This is a genomic window from Trinickia terrae, assembly GCF_005144415.1.
GTDB classification, from domain to species: Bacteria; Pseudomonadota; Gammaproteobacteria; order Burkholderiales; family Burkholderiaceae; genus Trinickia_A; species Trinickia_A terrae.
The window spans coordinates 107,375-124,685 of sequence record NZ_SWJE01000014.1 but is presented as its reverse complement, the minus strand read 5'-3'; the positions used below and the strand labels follow the sequence as shown (position 1 = coordinate 124,685).

The 17,311-nt window shown below is 62.7% G+C and carries 14 protein-coding genes; all 14 read right to left on the bottom strand.

The features are described 5' to 3' along the window. Positions 1–16: 16 nt before the first annotated feature. The gene (locus FAZ69_RS24010; protein WP_136897594.1) at positions 17–787 is read right to left on the bottom strand and encodes a ParA family protein; all 771 of its coding nucleotides are present in this window, start codon (positions 785–787) and stop codon (positions 17–19) included. A gap of 25 nt (positions 788–812) precedes the next feature. Continuing rightward, on the bottom strand, positions 813–1,526 hold the full coding sequence (rsmG, locus tag FAZ69_RS24005) for a 16S rRNA (guanine(527)-N(7))-methyltransferase RsmG (protein ID WP_136897593.1): 714 nt from the start codon (positions 1,524–1,526) through the stop codon (positions 813–815). Continuing rightward, positions 1,523–3,493: a tRNA uridine-5-carboxymethylaminomethyl(34) synthesis enzyme MnmG gene (gene mnmG, locus FAZ69_RS24000; protein WP_136897681.1), complete on the bottom strand. Its 1,971-nt coding sequence runs from the start codon at positions 3,491–3,493 to the stop codon at positions 1,523–1,525. Before mnmG ends, rsmG begins: the two co-directional genes overlap by 4 nt. A gap of 252 nt (positions 3,494–3,745) precedes the next feature. Next, positions 3,746–4,504, bottom strand: coding sequence for an ABC transporter ATP-binding protein (locus FAZ69_RS23995; protein ID WP_136897592.1), 759 nt, complete (start codon positions 4,502–4,504; stop codon positions 3,746–3,748). A 1-nt stretch (position 4,505) separates the two neighbouring features. Next, positions 4,506–6,290: a branched-chain amino acid ABC transporter ATP-binding protein/permease gene (locus FAZ69_RS23990; protein WP_136897591.1), complete on the bottom strand. Its 1,785-nt coding sequence runs from the start codon at positions 6,288–6,290 to the stop codon at positions 4,506–4,508. 4 nt (positions 6,291–6,294) lie between these two features. Further along, positions 6,295–7,350 carry a branched-chain amino acid ABC transporter permease gene (locus FAZ69_RS23985; protein WP_136897590.1) on the bottom strand — a complete coding sequence of 352 codons (1,056 nt, stop codon included), beginning with the start codon at positions 7,348–7,350 and terminating at the stop codon, positions 6,295–6,297. A gap of 164 nt (positions 7,351–7,514) precedes the next feature. Continuing rightward, positions 7,515–8,675 carry an ABC transporter substrate-binding protein gene (locus tag FAZ69_RS23980; protein ID WP_136897589.1) on the bottom strand — a complete coding sequence of 387 codons (1,161 nt, stop codon included), beginning with the start codon at positions 8,673–8,675 and terminating at the stop codon, positions 7,515–7,517. Positions 8,676–8,852: 177 nt separating this feature from the next. Next, on the bottom strand, positions 8,853–10,019 hold the full coding sequence (locus FAZ69_RS23975; protein WP_136897588.1) for an ABC transporter substrate-binding protein: 1,167 nt from the start codon (positions 10,017–10,019) through the stop codon (positions 8,853–8,855). Between the two features lie 552 nt (positions 10,020–10,571). Beyond that, positions 10,572–11,543, bottom strand: a complete 972-nt coding sequence (locus FAZ69_RS23970) for a branched-chain amino acid ABC transporter permease (RefSeq protein ID WP_169708752.1) — start codon at positions 11,541–11,543, stop codon at positions 10,572–10,574. Then, positions 11,543–12,427: a branched-chain amino acid ABC transporter permease gene (locus FAZ69_RS23965; RefSeq protein ID WP_136897586.1), complete on the bottom strand. Its 885-nt coding sequence runs from the start codon at positions 12,425–12,427 to the stop codon at positions 11,543–11,545. The genes FAZ69_RS23970 and FAZ69_RS23965 overlap by 1 nt, the downstream gene beginning before the upstream one ends. Before the next feature lie 91 nt (positions 12,428–12,518). Further along, positions 12,519–13,739 (bottom strand): ABC transporter substrate-binding protein, encoded by a 1,221-nt coding sequence (locus tag FAZ69_RS23960; protein ID WP_136897585.1) that lies wholly within the window; start codon positions 13,737–13,739, stop codon positions 12,519–12,521. 104 nt (positions 13,740–13,843) lie between these two features. Beyond that, positions 13,844–14,599, bottom strand: coding sequence for an ABC transporter ATP-binding protein (locus FAZ69_RS23955; RefSeq protein ID WP_136897584.1), 756 nt, complete (start codon positions 14,597–14,599; stop codon positions 13,844–13,846). Beyond that, complete coding sequence (locus FAZ69_RS23950; RefSeq protein WP_136897583.1) at positions 14,596–15,375, bottom strand: ABC transporter ATP-binding protein; 780 nt, start codon at positions 15,373–15,375, stop codon at positions 14,596–14,598. Before FAZ69_RS23950 ends, FAZ69_RS23955 begins: the two co-directional genes overlap by 4 nt. Before the next feature lie 211 nt (positions 15,376–15,586). Beyond that, positions 15,587–17,296, bottom strand: coding sequence for a GMC family oxidoreductase (locus FAZ69_RS23945; protein ID WP_240702442.1), 1,710 nt, complete (start codon positions 17,294–17,296; stop codon positions 15,587–15,589). Between the last annotated feature and the right edge of the window lie 15 nt (positions 17,297–17,311).

Here is a 17,311-nt window from a genome sequence, read left to right as displayed (position 1 = left end):
CGTGCTTCCTCGATCCTCAGAGTGCGCGCACTCGTTCAATCATCTCGGCGCCGAACTGGACGTAGGCCTGCGCACCACGCGACGCCCGGTCGAACACGACGCCCGGCAAGCCGTAGCTCGGCGCCTCCGCGAGACGCACGTTGCGCGGAATCACAGCGTCGAACACCTTGTCGCCAAAGTGCTCCTTCAATTGATCGGAAACTTGCTGCTGGAGCGTGATGCGCGGATCGAACATGACGCGCAACAGGCCGATGACCTTGAGATCGCGATTCAGGTTGGCGTGCACCTGCTTGATCGTGTTGACCAGGTCGGAGAGACCCTCGAGCGCGAAGTACTCGCATTGCATCGGGATCACGACGCCATGCGCAGCACACAAGCCGTTCAGCGTCAGCAGCGAGAGCGCAGGCGGGCAATCGATCAACACGAAGTCGTATTCTTGCGAGACGAGCTCCAGCGCATCCTTCAACTGGCGCTCGCGATTTTGGACGCTGACTAGCTCCACTTCCGCACCGGCCAGTTCGCGGTTGGCCGGCAGCACGTCATATGACACGGCCTCCGGCTTGATGCGCGCGTCCGCGACCGAAACGCCATCGACCAGCACTTCATAGACAGTGTTTTCGCACGCGGCTTTGTCGATGCCGCTGCCCATGGTGGCGTTGCCCTGCGGATCCAGATCGATCAGGAGGACGCGCTGCCCCTGCGATGCGAGACTCTCGGCGAGATTGACCGTTGTCGTCGTTTTGCCGACGCCGCCTTTCTGGTTCGCAACGCAGAAAATTTTTGCCATCGTTGGTAGATCCCTTTGTACTGCATCAAACCGAATGTTCCGAGCTTTGCTCGCCTGTGCTGCCGTCGACCGAAACCTGAACCAGATGACGCTCCGCGTCCAGCGACGGCACGTTGAGCCGAATCACCTGCATCGCTTTGGAACCGGCCGGCAGGCGCTCGATTTCGCCGTCCGGGCGCACGCCCTTCATCGCCCAGATCGAGCCGTGCTCGGCAACCAGATGCCGCGCCAGTGTAACGAAATCGGCGAGCTCTGCGAATGCGCGCGACACGATGACGTCGAATTTTCCCGGCACTTCGGCGCCTGGGCGCAGTGATTCGACTCGTCCGGTCACGACGGAAAGGTTGGCGAGCTTCAACTCCGCCTTCGCCTGGGACTGAAATGCCGTCTTTTTATGGACGATATCGTTCAGCGTCACTGTCCATTCGGGTAATGCGATCGCCAGCACGATGCCCGGCAAGCCGCCGCCAGAGCCGACATCCAGCACCGACGACGCCACTCGCCCGGCCAGATGCGGGACGATCGAAAGCGAGTCGAGGATGTGTTGAATCAGCATCTGCCGCGGATCGCGGATGGCGGTCAGATTGTAGACCGCATTCCATTTCGCGAGCAGCGCGACATAGTCGAGCAACTTGCTTTCCTGCGCGTCGGTAAGATCGACGCCCAGTTCTTCGACACCTGATCGCAGCAGCGCAGCCAGCGACTCACGGCTAGATGCTTCTCTTGAGCGCGACGTCATTGGACTGCCGGCGTGCTATCGGCGCTGCCGGCTTCCCCGGCAGCCGCACTCGCCGCACCTCGACGGCCCAGCCCGCGCTTCAGGTGCACCATCAGCAGCGAAATCGCCGCGGGGGTGATGCCGGAGATTCGCGAGGCCTGACCGATCGTCTCGGGACGGAACTGTGTAAGTTTCTGACGCGCTTCGAACGACAAACCACGCACTTCCGAGTAGTCCAGCGCCTCCGGCAAGCGCGTGTTCTCGTTAGCCTCGTTCCTCTCAATTTCACCGGCCTGGCGCTCGATGTAGCCCTGGTATTTGATCCCGATTTCGATCTGCTCCTTGATCTGAGCGAGCAACACTGAATCGTCGGCCAACGGCTCCGCCGGCCCGCACGTCCCTTCGAGCAAACCGCAGACGCCCTCGTAGCTGACGCCGGGGCGACGCAGCAGATCGGCCAAGCTGTATTCGTGATCGATCGGCTTGCCGAGCAGCGCGGTCGCTTCGTCTGACGAAAGCGTCTTCGGATTGACCCACGTAGCCCGCAAGCGCTCTGTTTCACGTGAAACAGCGTCGCGCTTACGGCAGAACGCCTCCCAGCGGATATCGTCGACGACGCCCAGCTCACGGCCGATCTCCGTCAGCCGCATATCGGCGTTGTCTTCACGCAGACTCAAGCGATATTCGGCACGACTAGTGAACATCCGGTACGGCTCGGAGACACCGCGCGTAACAAGATCGTCGACAAGCACACCCAGATAGGCCTGGTCGCGACGCGGGCACCATGCGTCCTTCCCCTGCACCTGCAACCCGGCGTTGATCCCGGCGAGCAACCCTTGTGCGGCCGCTTCCTCGTAGCCGGTCGTACCGTTGATCTGGCCCGCGAAGAAAAGCCCATGAATCACTTTAGTTTCCAGCGAGGCCTTCAGCCCGCGCGGATCGAAATAATCGTACTCGATCGCATAGCCGGGACGCAGGATATGCGCGTTCTCGAGACCGCGCATCGAATGCACCAACTCGAGCTGTACGTCGAATGGCAGGCTGGTCGAGATTCCGTTTGGATAGAACTCGTTGGTCGTCAGGCCTTCCGGCTCAAGAAAGATCTGATGCGATTCCTTCGATGCGAACCGGTGGATCTTGTCTTCAATCGACGGACAATAGCGCGGCCCCACCCCTTCGATAACGCCCGTGTACATCGGCGAGCGATCGAGACCGCTACGAATGATGTCGTGCGTCCGCTCATTCGTGTGCGTCACCCAACACGGCATTTGCCGCGGATGCTGCTCGGCGCGCCCGAGGAACGAGAACACCGGCACCGGATCGAGATCGCCCGGCTGCTCTTCGAGAACGGAAAAGTCGATCGTCCGGCCGTCGATGCGCGGAGGCGTACCGGTCTTCAGGCGCCCCTGCGGCAGCTTCAATTCCTTCAAGCGAGCGGAAAGCGAAACCGCCGCTGGATCGCCAGCCCGGCCACCGGTGTAATTGTTCAGGCCAACGTGAATCTTCCCATCCAGGAAGGTGCCGGCCGTCAGCACGACAGCACGTGCCCGGAAGCGGATTCCCACCTGCGTCACCGCACCGACGACGCGGTCGCCCTCCACCATCAAGTCGTCGACGGCCTGCTGGAACAGCCACAAATTCGGCTGATTCTCGAGCCGCCGGCGAATCGCCTGCTTATACAGCAAGCGGTCCGCCTGGGCGCGCGTCGCCCGGACCGCCGGCCCTTTCGACGAATTGAGGATGCGGAACTGAATACCGCCCTCGTCGGTAGCCGCAGCCATCGCTCCACCCAGCGCGTCGACTTCCTTGACCAGGTGACCTTTGCCGATGCCGCCGATGGACGGATTGCAGCTCATCTGACCGAGCGTTTCGATGTTGTGCGTAAGCAGCAGCGTTTTCACGCCCATGCGGGCGGACGCCAAAGCGGCTTCCGTGCCGGCGTGACCGCCGCCGACAACGATGACGTCAAATTCTGTAGGAAAAAGCATTGCAGACCTCGCGCAGTGATGTGCACGAGCCTTTCTGAGAAAAAGTATGGGCGAATTATAGCGGGTTCGCTTTTGGCCCGAATTTCGTCCGGATAGCCAACCCGAAGAACGGACCGCTGTGGGCCTGGAGCATGGGATCCAAGTAAGCGCTAAAGCGCTAACTCGGATCGACACAAAAAAGCGGCGTGTTTCACGTGAAACACGCCGCTCATCGAATTGACCAAACCGCCTTCGCGGCCGCGGTCATCATCACTAGGCGGTTTTCTTCGTCAATCCAAGATACGTTTCGATAACTCGCGGATTGTGGGCAAGCTCGTCAGCCACCCCCTCCATCGCCAGCTCCCCAGTTTCCAAAACGTAGCCGTAGTCCGATATCTGCAGCGCCGCACGCGCGTTCTGCTCGATCAACAGCGTCGCAACGCCGGTTCCCTTGAGCCTGGCGATAATGTGAAATATCTCCTTCACGATAAGCGGCGCCAGTCCGAGGCTAGGCTCGTCGAGCATCAGCAAATCGGGCTTGCCCATCAGCGCCCGGCCCACCGCGAGCATCTGCCGCTCGCCGCCCGACAACGTCCCCGCTGCCTGCTTGCGACGCTCCTTCAGCCTAGGGAAAAGGTCGAACACGGGTTCGAGCTGGTCGAGGTAATTGCGTTCCCCTGCGCGCTTGCGGCGGTACGCGCCGAGCAAGAGGTTATCCTCGACGGTCATCGTAGCGAATAGCTCCCGCTTTTCCGGCACAAGGCACATGCCGCGCGCAACACGCTTCTCGACCGGCAAAGCCCCGACCTCCTCGCCACGATAACGAACGCTGCCCCTCGCGTGCCCGGTCACGGGCAGCGCGCCCATCACCGCATTTAGCAGCGTCGATTTCCCTGCTCCATTCGGTCCGATGACGCTGACGATCTGACCCGGCGCCACCTTGAGCGCCGCGCCGTGCAGCGCCTCAACCTTGCCGTAGCGCACCGACAGTCCCGTCACTTCCAGAATCGGCATGGTTTTCGTCTGATTCATGTCATTCCACTCCGCCGAGATACGCTTCCAGCACCGCCGGGTCTTTCTGCACGTCCTGCGGCAAGCCCTCCGCGATCCGCGTGCCGAACTCCATCACGACCAGCCGATCAGTCAGGTTCATCACGAAATCCATGTCGTGCTCGACCAGCAGCACGCTCATCCCCTCCGCTTTCAACTTGCGCAGCAACTCGGCGAGCTGCTGCTTCTCCTGGTAGCGTAAGCCCGCCGCCGGTTCGTCCAGCAGCAGCAACGTCGGATCGCAGCACAGCGCACGCGCAATTTCCAGAATCCGCTGCTGACCCAGCGCCAGGCTGCCCGCCTCTTCATACATATGCGACGCCAGTCCGACGCGCTGGATCTGTCTCGCGGCCTCCGCCATCAGGCGTGCCTCCTCCGCGGCATTCAGCCGGACGACGCTGCGCCAGACGCCCGCTGCCCCCCGCAAATGCGCTCCCAGCGCAACGTTCTCGAGCACCGTCATGCCCGGCAGCAGCTTCACGTGCTGGAACGTGCGCCCGATTCCGCGTTTGACAATTTCACGTGAATTGAGCGCATCGATCCGCTCGCCGCGAAAGCTGATGGCGCCACGCGTCGCTTGCAGCACACCGGTGACAAGATTGAACGTGGTCGACTTGCCCGCGCCGTTCGGCCCGATCAAGCCGACGATCTGCCCCGCCTTGACCTCGAAGCTCACGTCGTTGACGGCCACCAGGCCGCCGAACTGCTTGCGCGCGTTATCCACGACCAGGAGCGTTTCGCCTGCAGTCGGCTTAGCGCGCTGCGGCAGCGGTTCCGCATGCTCGGGCACATGCGCGCTCGGTCCACGCGGGAACAAGCGCGCCACGAAAGGCCACACGCCCTGTCGCGCGTATTGCAGCAGCAGCACCATGAGCACGCCGAACACGATCACTTCGAAGTTGCCGGTCTGGCCAAGCAGCATCGGAAGCAGGGTCTGCAGGTAGTCCTGCAGGATCGTAAGAATCGCCGCGCCAAGCACCGCGCCCCACACGTGCGAAACACCGCCCACCACCGCCATGAACAGGAATTCGATGCCGTGGTTCAGGCCAAACGGCGTCGGGTTCACGGCGCGCTGCAAGTGCGCGTACAGAAAGCCCGATATCGCCGCGAGCACCGCCGCATAAATGAAGATCACGACGCGCATCCACGCCGTGTTCACGCCCATCGCTTCGGCCATCACGCCCGCCCCGCGCAGCGCGCGAATCGCACGCCCCGGCCGGCTATTAAGCAGATTTTGAACAGAGACGACCGCACCCAGTACGACGATCCATATCAGGTAGTAGATGCTGCGCCCGGATGCCAGCGAAATGCCGAGCACGTCCAACGCAGGAATACCGTTGATGCCATCGTACTTGCCGAGCAGCTCCATGTTGCCGAACAGGTAGTACAGCGAGAGCCCCCACGCGATCGTGCCGAGCGGCAGGAAGTGGCCGGAGAGCCGCATCGTGACCGCGCCAAGAATCAGCGCCACCAGCGCCGTCAACACGACGCCCACGATCAGCGCAAGCCACGGCGAGACGCCGTATTGCGTCGTCAGATAAGCAGTCGCATACGCGCCAACGCCGACGAATGCGGCCTGCCCGAAGCTCGTCATGCCACCGATGCCCGTGAGCAGCACGAGCCCGATCGCCACGATCGCATAGAGCCCGATGTAATTGAGCAGCGTGACCCAATACTCGGGCACGTGAACCGGCTGCGGCAGCACCGGAATTGCAAAGATCACGACGAGGAAGAGCCAGAAGAACCTGTTTCGAATCACGCGTTTCATCGGCTTACTCCTGTTCCTCTTCGACGTGCGGGCTCGCGAAACTCCGCCAGAGCAGCACCGGAATGATCAACGTGAAAACGATCACCTCCTTATAGGCGCTTGCCCAGAACGACGAATACGACTCGAGCAGCCCGACGAGCACCGAGCCGGCCGCCGCGAGCGGATAGCTGACGAGGCCGCCGATGATCGCGCCGACAAAGCCCTTCAAGCCGATCAAAAAGCCCGAGTCGTAGTAGATCGTGGTGAGCGGCGCGACGAGGATGCCGCAGAGCGCCCCGAGGCCGGCGGCCAGCGTGAACGCGAGCCGCCCGGCCTGGGTCGTGCCGATACCGACGAGCCGCGCGCCGAGCCGGTTCACCGAGGTCGCACGCAACGCCTTGCCGGAGATCGTCCGATCGAAATACAAATAGAGCGCGACGATCAGCACGGCCGCCGTGCCGACCACCCACAGGCTCTGCCCGGACACGGCCAGGCTGCCGGCGTTGAACGTGGCATCGGAAAACGGCGTCGTGCGCGAGCCTTCCGCGCCGAACATCACAAGGCCAAGACCAACCATTGCAAAGTGCACGGCCACCGCAACGATCAGGAGCAAGAGCGTCGTCGCCTCGGCGATCGGCTCATAGGCTAGCCGGTACACGAATGGACCCATCGGCACGACGATCAACAGCGTGAGCGCGATCTGCACGATCATCGGCATCGGCTGCATGAAGATGCCGCGCGTTACCGCGTAGACGGCGACCGGAAACAGCAGGTACTTGCCGGCCAGCATCGCGAGCGTGCGCGGCGCATGACGCCGCCGCTCGGGATGCCGCACGAGGCTCGCCGTCTCGACGACGAAACATGCCACGCCCATCGTGATCAGCAGCCAGCAGGTGGCGGGAAATTTCTGCGACTGGAGCGCGGCGAGCGTCAGCGCGCCATACGAAACGAACTCGCCCTGCGGAATGAAGATCACCCGCGTGACGGAGAACACCAGCACCAGCGCCAGCGCCAACAATGCGTAGATCGCGCCCGTGGTGATGCCGTCTTGCGCGAGAATCGCCGCAATCGATAGATCCATGCTTCCTCTTTTTTCAAGCTTCGAATGGGAAATCGGGGAATGCCGGCGCGCCGACATCGAAACACGCCCGCCGGGCCGCCATGCGGCGCGACGGGCGTCTGTCCATTGCTTCGATCGGCGCGGACCGCGACGGCGGCATCGAGCCCCGCCCCCGGTCGAACACTTCAGTCGTTCTGAAGCTTCCACTTGCCGTCGACGATCTGTACCATCACGCGTGCGCGGTCGTCGAGGCCGTTGTGGTTTGCCGGCGTCGTATTCATCACGCCATGCGCGAGCGGCAGATCCTTGATGTTTTCGAGCGCTGCGCGCAGCCCCTCGCGGAACGCCTCGGTGCCCGGCTCGCCCTTCTTCAACGCTTCGGGAATCGCACGCTGCAGCATCTGCCCAGCGTCCCACGCATGGCCGCCGAATGTCGCCACCGTCCCGACGCCATATGCCTTCTCATAGGCCGTCTTGTACGCCTGCGACGATTGCTTGACCGGGTTCGAGTCCGGCAACTGGTCGGTGACAAGAATCGGGCCCGCGGGCAACAGCTCGCCGTCGCAGACCTTCCCGCACACGCGCAGGAAGTCGTTGTTCGCGACACCGTGCGTCTGGTAGATCTTGCCCGCATAGCCACGCTCCTTGAGCGCCGTCGCCGGCAGCGCGGCCGGCGTGCCCGAGCCGCCGATCAGCACGGCGTCGGGATGCGCACTCATCAGCTTCAGCACTTGCCCCGTCACCGAAGCGTCCGCGCGGTTGTAGCGCTCATTGCCGACGATCTTCAGGTGATGCGCCTCCGCAGCCTTACTGAACACGGTGTACCAGCTCTCGCCATACGCATCCGAGAAGCCGATGAAGCCAACCGTCTTCACGCCGTGCTTTTCCATGTAACCCGCAATCGCTTCGGCCATCAGGCTGTCGTTCTGCGGCGTCTTGAAGGCCCAGGCGCGCTTCGCGTCCATCGGCTGGACGATCTGGGCAGAAGCCGCGAGCGAGATCATCGGCGTCTTGCCTTGCGACACGGGGTCGAGCATCGCCAGCGAGTTAGGCGTCACCGTCGAGCCGACGATCGCGTCGACATGGTCCTCGTCGATCAGCTTGCGCGTGTTCTGCACGGCGCGGCTCGTGTCCGAACCATCGTCGAGCACGATGTACTGCACGCTCTTGCCGGCGATCTCCTTCGGCAGCAGCGCAATTGTGTTCTTCTCCGGAATGCCAAGCGACGCGGCCGGGCCAGTGGTCGAGAGCGTCACGCCGATCTTCACCTGCGCGAAGACCGCGCTCGCGCTGCATACCAATACCGCCGCAACGCCTGCCTGCATCCACCGTTTCGTTTTTTTCATCGATCGTCTCCAAGCGCCTTCAATAAGCGAGTATTCGTTGCCGGCAACGAGGCCGGACACCCGAATCTAGTTATCGCGCCACGGCGTGCCAAGCATGGTTTTCCCGCGCAATACGAATAAAAAAGGCGCGTCGGACAACACGCGCCTTTTGCCTCGATCGGCTCGATCACTTCACGATCAATCGCCAATCAGCTTCCACTTGCCGCCGGTGATCTGCACCATCACGCGCGCGCGCTGGTCGAGCCCCGAGTGATCCTTGGCGCTCATGGTGAAGACGCCGTGTGAAGCGGGCATGTCCCTGGTGTTTTCGAGCGCGGCGCGCAACGCCTCGCGAAACGCCTTGGTGCCCGGCTGTCCCGCTTTCAATGCGACGGGAATCGCGCGCTGAAGCAACAGCCCCGCATCCCATGCGTGCCCCCCGAAGGTCGATGCCGACCCCGCGCCGTAAGCTGCTTCATACGCGGCTTTGCATGCGAGCGCCTGCTTCTTGGCCGGATTCGCGTCCGGCAGTTGATCGGCGACGAGCAGCGGCCCGGCAGGCAGGTACGTGCCTTCGCAATCCTTGCCGCACACGCGCAGGAAATCACTGTTCGCAACGCCGTGCGTCTGGTAGATCTTGCCCTTGTAGCCGCGCTCCTTGAGCGTCTTTTGCGGCAGCGCCGCCGGCGTGCCCGAGCCCGCGATCAGCACTGCATCCGGGTTCGACACCATCAGCTTGAGCACCTGCCCCGTCACCGATGTATCGTTGCGTGCGAAACGCTCGCTCGCGACGACCTTGATGCCCGCGAGATACGCGGCCTTGCCGAACTCCTTGATCCAGCTCTCGCCGTAGGTGTCGGAAAAGCCGATGAACGCGACCGTCTTCACGCCGTGCGCCGCCATGTGCTGCGCGATGGCCGTCGCCATCAAGGTATCGTTCTGCGGCGTCTTGAAGACCCACGCGCGCTTCTCGTCCATCGGCGCGACGATCGACGCGTTCGCCGCCATCGAGATCATCGGCGTCGACGACTCCGATGCAATGTCGATCATTGCGAGCGAGCCCGGCGCCGCGGTTGAACCGATGATCGCATCGACCTGGTCCTCGCTCGTCAGCTTGCGTGCATTCTTGACGGCCTGCGTGGAATCGGTGGCGTCGTCGAGCACGATGTAGTCGACTTTCTGGCCGGCGATTTCCTTCGGCAGCAGCGCGATCGTGTTCTTCTCGGGAATGCCGAGCGATGCGGCAGGACCGGTCGCCGATACCGTCACGCCGATCTTGATATCCGCCTGCGCATGGCCGCTCCACCCCGCTGCCATACTTGCTGCGGCCAGCGCCGCCCCTATCCAACGCAACCTGAACATCACGACTTTCCTTACCCCGCACCGATGTTTCGTTTGAATTTGACGATTGAAACGCGACCAGAGGAAAGAGGCCCCTGCTCCGAAAGACGGCGAGTGTAAGGGAGGCAAGCGAAGCACAGCAAGGCATCGCACGAAGAATCAGAAGATTCCTAAACGCGTGGGATGGGCTGAAAGACTGAAAAGGCGTGAGCGCAAAATGGCGCGCCAAAAGAGAGGAACGTCGGAAGCTCGATCAACAAGGCCACAACGGGCCATGCTTTGCATGGGACCCAAATAAAAAGCGCTGTTGGATCAACTCCAACAGCGCTTTCGTCCGGGCACTGAGTGCCTCGATTGTCTCCTCGTTCTCCACCTGCAAATTCGGGTGCATCAGAACTAAGCGAGAGATTAAACAACCCTGCCCCATGCCACAACCTAGCATTTACCCTAGTGGTGCAAGATTGCACTTCTCTGGGGCGGCCTGCGGTGCAAAAAAACGCGCCCATCAAGGCGTATTTCAACAATCCATTTAGATCGGAATCCGAATTATCTGCGCAACCACCTCTGCCGACCGAATCATGTCCGCAGCAGCCGCACGCGTGCGACGATCTCACCGACAATCCCCCGCCTGAACGCAAGCACACAGGTGATGAAGATCAGGCCGATGACGATCGTCGTCGATTCGCCGAGCGAGCGGAACCAATCGATGCCCGTCGCCGATGCGATCACGGCGCCGATATCGCCCATCCGGTCCTCGAGCGAGACGATCAGCGCCGCGCCGACGAGCGGCCCGAACAGCGTGCCCATGCCGCCCACGAGCGTCATCAGGATGACGAGGCCCGACATCGTCCAGTAGGCGTCGCTGAGCGTCTCGAAGCCGAGCACGAGCACCTTGAGCGCGCCGGCGAAGCCCGCGATCCCCGCAGACAGCACGAACGCCAGCAGCTTGAAGCGGTCGGTGTCATAGCCGAGCGAGATGGCGCGCGGCTCGTTCTCCTTGATCGCGGTGAGCACTTGCCCGAATGGCGAGTGCACGACGCGCACGATCAAGAGGAACGCCAGCACCACCAGCACGAGCAGCACGTAGTAGAGCGCGAGGTCGGACGACAGGTTCAGGAAGCCGAAGAGCTTGCCGCGCGCCACGCCCTGCAGGCCGTCCTCGCCGTGCGTGAAAGGCGCCTGCAGATAGACGAAGTAGACCATCTGTGCGAGCGCGAGCGTCACCATCGCGAAGTAAATGCCTTGCCGCCGGATCGCAAACAGGCCGACGATCAAGCCGAGCAGCGTCGCCGCTGCCGTGCCGGTGATCACGCCGAGCTCAGGCGAAAGCGACAGCGATTGAATCGCGTAGCCGGTGGCATAGCCCGCACTCGACAGGAACATCGCATGACCGAACGACAGCAGCCCTGTATAGCCGATCAGCAGGTTGAACGCTGCCGCGAAGAGCGCGAAGCACAGCACCTTCATCACGAACACGGGATACGCGCCGAGCCACGGAGCGGCAATCAGGCCGATCAGCAACAGGCCGTAGAGCGCTTTTCTGTGCATCATCTTTCCTTGCCGAAGAGACCCGCGGGACGCACCAGCAGCACCAGCGCCATGATGACGAAGACGACGGTCGCCGACGCCTGCGGATAGAACACGCGCGTGAGCCCTTCGATTACGCCGAGCAGGAGCCCCGTCACGATCGAGCCCATGATCGAGCCCATGCCGCCGATCACGACTACCGCGAACACGGTGATGATCATCGATTGCCCCATCAGCGGCGAGACCTGGATGACAGGCGCCGCAAGCACGCCCGCGAATGCCGCGAGCGCGACGCCGAAGCCATAGGTGAGCGTGACCATCAGCGGTACGTTGACGCCGAACGCTTCGACGAGCTTCGGGTTCTCGGTGCCGGCGCGCAGGTACGCGCCAAGCCGCGTCTTCTCGATTACGAACCAGGTCACGAAGCAGACCACGAGCGACGCCACCACCACCCACGCGCGGTAGTTCGGCAAATACATGAAGCCGAGATTGGTGGCGCCGGCGAGCGCGTCGGGCACGTCGTACGGCTGCCCCGACGAGCCGTAGATCGAGCGGAACACGCCTTCGATCACCAGCGTGAGCCCGAAGGTCAGCAGCAGGCCATAGAGATGATCGAGCTTGTAGAGCCAGCGCAGCATCGAGCGCTCGATGACCATCCCGAAGATGCCGACGACGATCGGGGCGATCACGAGCATCGCCCAGTACGGCAGATTGAAGTACGACAAGCCCATCCACGCGAGCATCGCCCCCAGCATGAACAGCGCGCCGTGGGCGAAGTTGATCACGTTGAGCAAGCCGAAGATGACGGCGAGCCCCAAGCTCAGAATCGCGTAGAACGAGCCGTTGACGAGGCCGAGCAGCAACTGGCTCAGCATCGCGGGCAGCGGAACGCCAAAGATATCCATCGATGAACCTGATGTCAGAGTCGGAACGGTGCGCCGCGCGGATCGGAATCAGCGCGTCGGCGCCGACTCCAATTCCATGCGGCGCGCCGCATCACTTCCACAGATCGCACTGCGATTCGGCCTTGGTCCCGAACGCCTGGTCGCCAGGGATCGTCGCCTTGAGCGCGTAGTAGTCCCACGGCTTCTTCGATTCGGCCGGCGTCTTCACCTCGTACAGGTACATGTCGTGGATCATGACGCCGTCCGCCCGGATGGAGCCCTTGGCATAGAAGTCGTCGACGTTCTGCTTCCTGACTTGCGCCATCACCTTGTCCGCATCGGTCGTGCCGACGGCCTTCACCGCATTCAGGTAATCCATCGTCGCCGAATAGTCGGCTGCCTGAAGGCTCGACGGCATCTTCCCGGTCTTCGCGAAGTAGCGCTGCGACCATTTGCGCGCGGCATCGTTCTGATCCCAGTACCAGCTGTCCGTGAGCAGCAAGCCCTGCGCCGTCGGCAAGCCGACGCTGTGCACGTCGTCGATGAACATCAGCAGCGCGGCGATCTTCATCGTCTTGCCGATGCCGAACTCCTTCGCCGCCTTGAGCGAATTCACGGTGTCGCCGCCCGCGTTTGCGAGGCCGAGCACCTGCGCCTTCGATGCCTGCGCCTGAAGCAGGAACGAAGAGAAATCCGAAGCCGACAGCGGATGGAACGCGTGGCCGAGCACCTTCCCGCCGCCCGTCTCGACGACCTTGGTCGTGTTGGCATCGAGCGACTTGCCGAATGCGTAGTCGGCCGTGAGGAAGTACCAGTTCTTGAGCCCCTGCTTCACGATCGCGGAACCGGTGCCCTTCGCGAGCGCGGTCGTGTCATAGGCGTAGTGAATGGTATAAGGCGTGCACTGCTTGTTCGTCAGCGCGTCGGTACCCGCACCGATGACGAAGAACGGCCGCCTCTTCTCCTTGATAACGTCGTTCGTCGACAGGGCCGTCGCCGAATTCGTCCCCCCGACGAGCATGTCGAGGCCTTCGGTGTCGATCCATTTGCGCGCGGTCGTCGCAGCAATGTCGGCCTTGTTCTGGTGATCGGCGTAGAGCACCTTGATCGGCTTGCCGTTGACCTTGCCGCCGAAGTCGTCGACCGCCATCTGGATGGCCGTCAGGCCGCCCTTGCCGTCGATGTCCGCGTACAGACCCGACAAGTCCGTGATGAAGCCGATCGTGACCTGGTTTTCGTCGGCCATGGCCTGCTGCATCGGCGCAGCGGCGAGCCATGCGGCCGTCGTCAGAGCGAGAGATCCTGCAACGCGTGCGAGCAACTTCTTCTTCATTGGTCTATCTCCTTCGTTGCGTTCTGGTTTTACGTAAAACGTCGGGCACACGGGTCTTGCCGGGACGCGAGCGCATCAGGCAGGCCCCGCGCATCGAACAAGCTTCACACGCCGAGCAGGTCGTGCAGCACCGGCATCTTGCTTTCGAGTTCGCGAGCGCTGAAATGCTCGACGATGCGGCCGTGCTCCATCACATAGAAGCGGTCCGCGAGCGGCGCGGCAAAACGGAAATTCTGCTCGACCATCACGACCGTATAGCCGCGCTGCTTGAGCATCAGGATCATGCGCGCGAGCGCCTGCACGATAACGGGCGCGAGGCCTTCCGAGATCTCGTCGAGCAGCAGCAGGTTCGCGCCCGTGCGCAGGATGCGCGCGACGGCGAGCATCTGCTGCTCACCGCCCGACAGGCGCGTGCCCTGGCTCATCCGGCGCTCCTTGAGGTTCGGGAACATCTCGTAGATCTCGTCGAGCGACATGGCGTCCTTGGCCGCGCCGACCATGGGCGGCAGGATCAGGTTCTCCTCGCACGACAGGCTCGAAAAGATCCCGCGCTCTTCCGGGCAGTACCCGATCCCGCAATGCGCGATCTTGTGCGTCTGCAGATCGATGGTCTCGCGCTCGCCGATGCGGATCGAGCCCGTGCGCCGTCCCGTGAGTCCCATGATCGCGCGCAAGGTCGTGGTGCGCCCCGCGCCGTTGCGGCCGAGCAGCGTGACGACTTCACCGCGGTTCACGGTCAGATCGACGCCATGCAGAATGTGCGATTCGCCATACCAGGCTTGCAGGCCTGCGATGGTCAATGCAGGCGTGCCGTTCGCGGCCTCGATCACTTCGATGTTTTCGCTCTCGGCCTGGCTCATGCGTGCGTTCCCGTGAGTGCGGCATCCGCGCTGCCCATGTAGGCCTGCATCACGAGCGCGTTCTTCGAGACTTCCGCGTAAGTGCCTTCAGCGAGCACTTCGCCGCGCTGCAGGACGGTGATCGTGTCGGAGATACCCGCGATCACGTTCATGTTGTGCTCGACCATCAGGATCGTGCGGCCGCTCGACACTTTCTTGATGAGCGCCGTCACACGGTCGACATCTTCGTGGCCCATGCCCTGCGTCGGCTCGTCGAGCAGCATCAGCTCGGGCTCCATTGCGAGCGTCGTCGCGATCTCGAGCGCGCGCTTGCGGCCGTACGACAACTCGACAGTGAGCGTATCGGCGAAATCGGTCAGGCCGACTTGCGTGAGCAGGTCGAGCGCTTCTTCGTCGAGCTGCTTGAGCGTGCGCTCGCTCTTCCAGAAATGAAAGGCGGTGCCGAGCGAACGCTGCAACGCGACGCGCACGTTCTGCAATACCGTCATGTGCGGAAAGACCGCCGAAATCTGAAACGAGCGGATGATGCCGCGCCGCGCGATCTGCGCGGGACGCTCGCCGGTAATGTCCACGCCGTTGAAGACGATCTGTCCGGCCGTGGGCCTGAGAAACTTGGTGAGCAGATTGAAGCAGGTGGTCTTGCCTGCGCCGTTCGGCCCGATCAACGCATGAATCGAGCCGCGGCGCACGCGCAGATTGACACCGTTGACAGCGGTGAAACCTTTGAATTCTTTAGTCAGCCCGCGCGTTTCTAGAATCGTGTCGCCGAGAATCATGTCCCCTTCCGTGCGAAGTCAGGCGATGCACTGCTTGGTTTGCGCGCCGACCGCGCCGCACCACGCCGCAGCTAGCGTCAGTCGCGCCACCGCTTGTTATGACGTGGTGCACCAATACGGACAACCGCCCCTACCGCACCACGCGGCACCGCGCCATTGTCTCGCCAATGATGCACCGCATTCATTGGGATTTGCACTAGGGTCTATTCACCTATGAATGATCTACGAACGACGAAGCGGTCTGCTGTTCGGCTCCGATATGGACTTGCCGCGAGCGCGCTTTCCGATCTGCGCGAATCATGTCGCTGGCTCGTTCGGCGATCATCAGCGTCGGCGAATTCGTATTGCCCGATGTAATCACCGGCATGATCGACGCATCGACGACCCGCAATCCTTCCAATCCGATGACACGCAAGCGCGAATCGACGACGGCTGACGGATCGTTGCCCGCGCCCATGCGGCAGGTGCCGACCGGATGAAAGATCGTGGTGCCCACTTCGCCCGCAGCCTTGACGAGCTCGTCTTCGGTCTGGAACTGCAGCCCCGGGAGGATTTCCTTCGGCGCGTAGCGCGCGAGCGCGGGCGCGGCCGCGATGCGCCGCGTGAGACGCAGCGCGTTTGCCGCGACGTGACGGTCGCGATCGGTCGACAGATAGTTCGGCGCGATCAAAGGCGGCTTGCGCGGATCGGCGGAATCGATATGGACCGTGCCGCGCGAAGCGGGACGCAGATTGCATGCGGACGCCGTAAAGGCGTTGAAGCGATGCAGCGGCTCGCCGAAGCGATCGAGCGAAAGCGGCTGCACGTGGTACTCGATATCGGGGCGCGTGATCGACGGATCGCCGGGATCGGACTTCGCGAACGCGCCGAGCTGCGACGGCGCCATCGACATCGGCCCGCTTTGCGTGAGCGCATATTGCATGCCGATCATCAGCTTGCCCCACCAGTGCGCCGACATCGTGTTGAGCGTACGCACGCCGCTCACCTGGAACGCCGTGCGCAGCTGCAGATGATCTTGCAGGTTTTCGCCGACGCCACGCAGGTCCTGCACCACGCCGATGCCGAGCTTTTGAAGGCGCGCGCCGTCGCCGATGCCAGACAGCTCGAGCAGTTGCGGCGAATTCACCGCGCCCGCGCTCAACAGCACCTCGCAGCGCGCTTTCGCAGCGAAATCGATATCACCCGCCACGCCGCCGCGATACTCGACGCCGATACAACGCTTGCCTTCGAACACTAGACGTTGCGTGAGCGCGCCCGTGATGATCGTGAGATTGCCGCGCTGCAGGGCCGGACGCAAAAACGCCTTCGACGCGTTCCAGCGAATGCCGCGCTTCTGGTTGACGTCGAAGTAGCCGACGCCGGTGTTGTCGCCGCGATTGAAATCATCGGTGGCGGGAATGCCCGCTTGCTGTGCGGCCTCGGCGAACGATTCAAGGATCTGCCACTTCAGCCGCTGCTTCTCGACGCGCCACGGGCCGCCCGCGCCATGCCACTGATTCGCGCCGCCGTGATGGTCCTCGCTGCGCCTGAAGACCGGCAGCACCGCATCCCAGCTCCACGACGAATCGCCCGTGATGCGCGCCCACTCGTCGTAGTCTTCGCGCTGGCCGCGCATGTAGATCATGCCGTTGATCGACGACGAGCCGCCGAGCACGCGTCCGCGCGGATACGACAGCGCGCGCCCGTTCAGCCCTGCTTCGGCTTGCGTCTTGTAGAGCCAGTCCGTGCGCGGATTACCGATGCAATACAAATAGCCGACGGGAATGTGAATCCAGTGATAGTCGTCCTTGCCGCCGGCTTCGAGCAGCAGCACGCTGACGTCCGGGTCTTCGGTGAGGCGGTTCGCGAGCACGCATCCGGCCGTGCCCGCGCCGATGACGATGTAGTCGAACTCGCCTTCGAAAGTGGTCTCTTTGCTCATCTGTGCACCCGTTGT

Excerpts from the sequence above, each read along its gene's own strand:
- FAZ69_RS23980 (WP_136897589.1), bottom strand. The coding sequence starts at position 8,675 with ATGAAAAAAACGAAACGGTGGATGCAGGCAGGCGTTGCGGCGGTATTG.
- FAZ69_RS23955 (WP_136897584.1), bottom strand. The coding sequence starts at position 14,599 with ATGAGCCAGGCCGAGAGCGAAAACATCGAAGTGATCGAGGCCGCGAAC.
- FAZ69_RS23960 (WP_136897585.1), bottom strand. The coding sequence starts at position 13,739 with ATGAAGAAGAAGTTGCTCGCACGCGTTGCAGGATCTCTCGCTCTGACG.
- FAZ69_RS23945 (WP_240702442.1), bottom strand. The coding sequence starts at position 17,296 with ATGAGCAAAGAGACCACTTTCGAAGGCGAGTTCGACTACATCGTCATC.
- FAZ69_RS23990 (WP_136897591.1), bottom strand. The coding sequence starts at position 6,290 with ATGAAACGCGTGATTCGAAACAGGTTCTTCTGGCTCTTCCTCGTCGTG.
- FAZ69_RS23950 (WP_136897583.1), bottom strand. The coding sequence starts at position 15,375 with ATGATTCTCGGCGACACGATTCTAGAAACGCGCGGGCTGACTAAAGAA.
- mnmG (WP_136897681.1), bottom strand. The coding sequence starts at position 3,493 with ATGCTTTTTCCTACAGAATTTGACGTCATCGTTGTCGGCGGCGGTCAC.
- FAZ69_RS23985 (WP_136897590.1), bottom strand. The coding sequence starts at position 7,350 with ATGGATCTATCGATTGCGGCGATTCTCGCGCAAGACGGCATCACCACG.
- FAZ69_RS23965 (WP_136897586.1), bottom strand. The coding sequence starts at position 12,427 with ATGGATATCTTTGGCGTTCCGCTGCCCGCGATGCTGAGCCAGTTGCTG.
- FAZ69_RS23995 (WP_136897592.1), bottom strand. The coding sequence starts at position 4,504 with ATGAATCAGACGAAAACCATGCCGATTCTGGAAGTGACGGGACTGTCG.
- FAZ69_RS24010 (WP_136897594.1), bottom strand. The coding sequence starts at position 787 with ATGGCAAAAATTTTCTGCGTTGCGAACCAGAAAGGCGGCGTCGGCAAA.
- rsmG (WP_136897593.1), bottom strand. The coding sequence starts at position 1,526 with ATGACGTCGCGCTCAAGAGAAGCATCTAGCCGTGAGTCGCTGGCTGCG.
- FAZ69_RS23970 (WP_169708752.1), bottom strand. The coding sequence starts at position 11,543 with ATGCACAGAAAAGCGCTCTACGGCCTGTTGCTGATCGGCCTGATTGCC.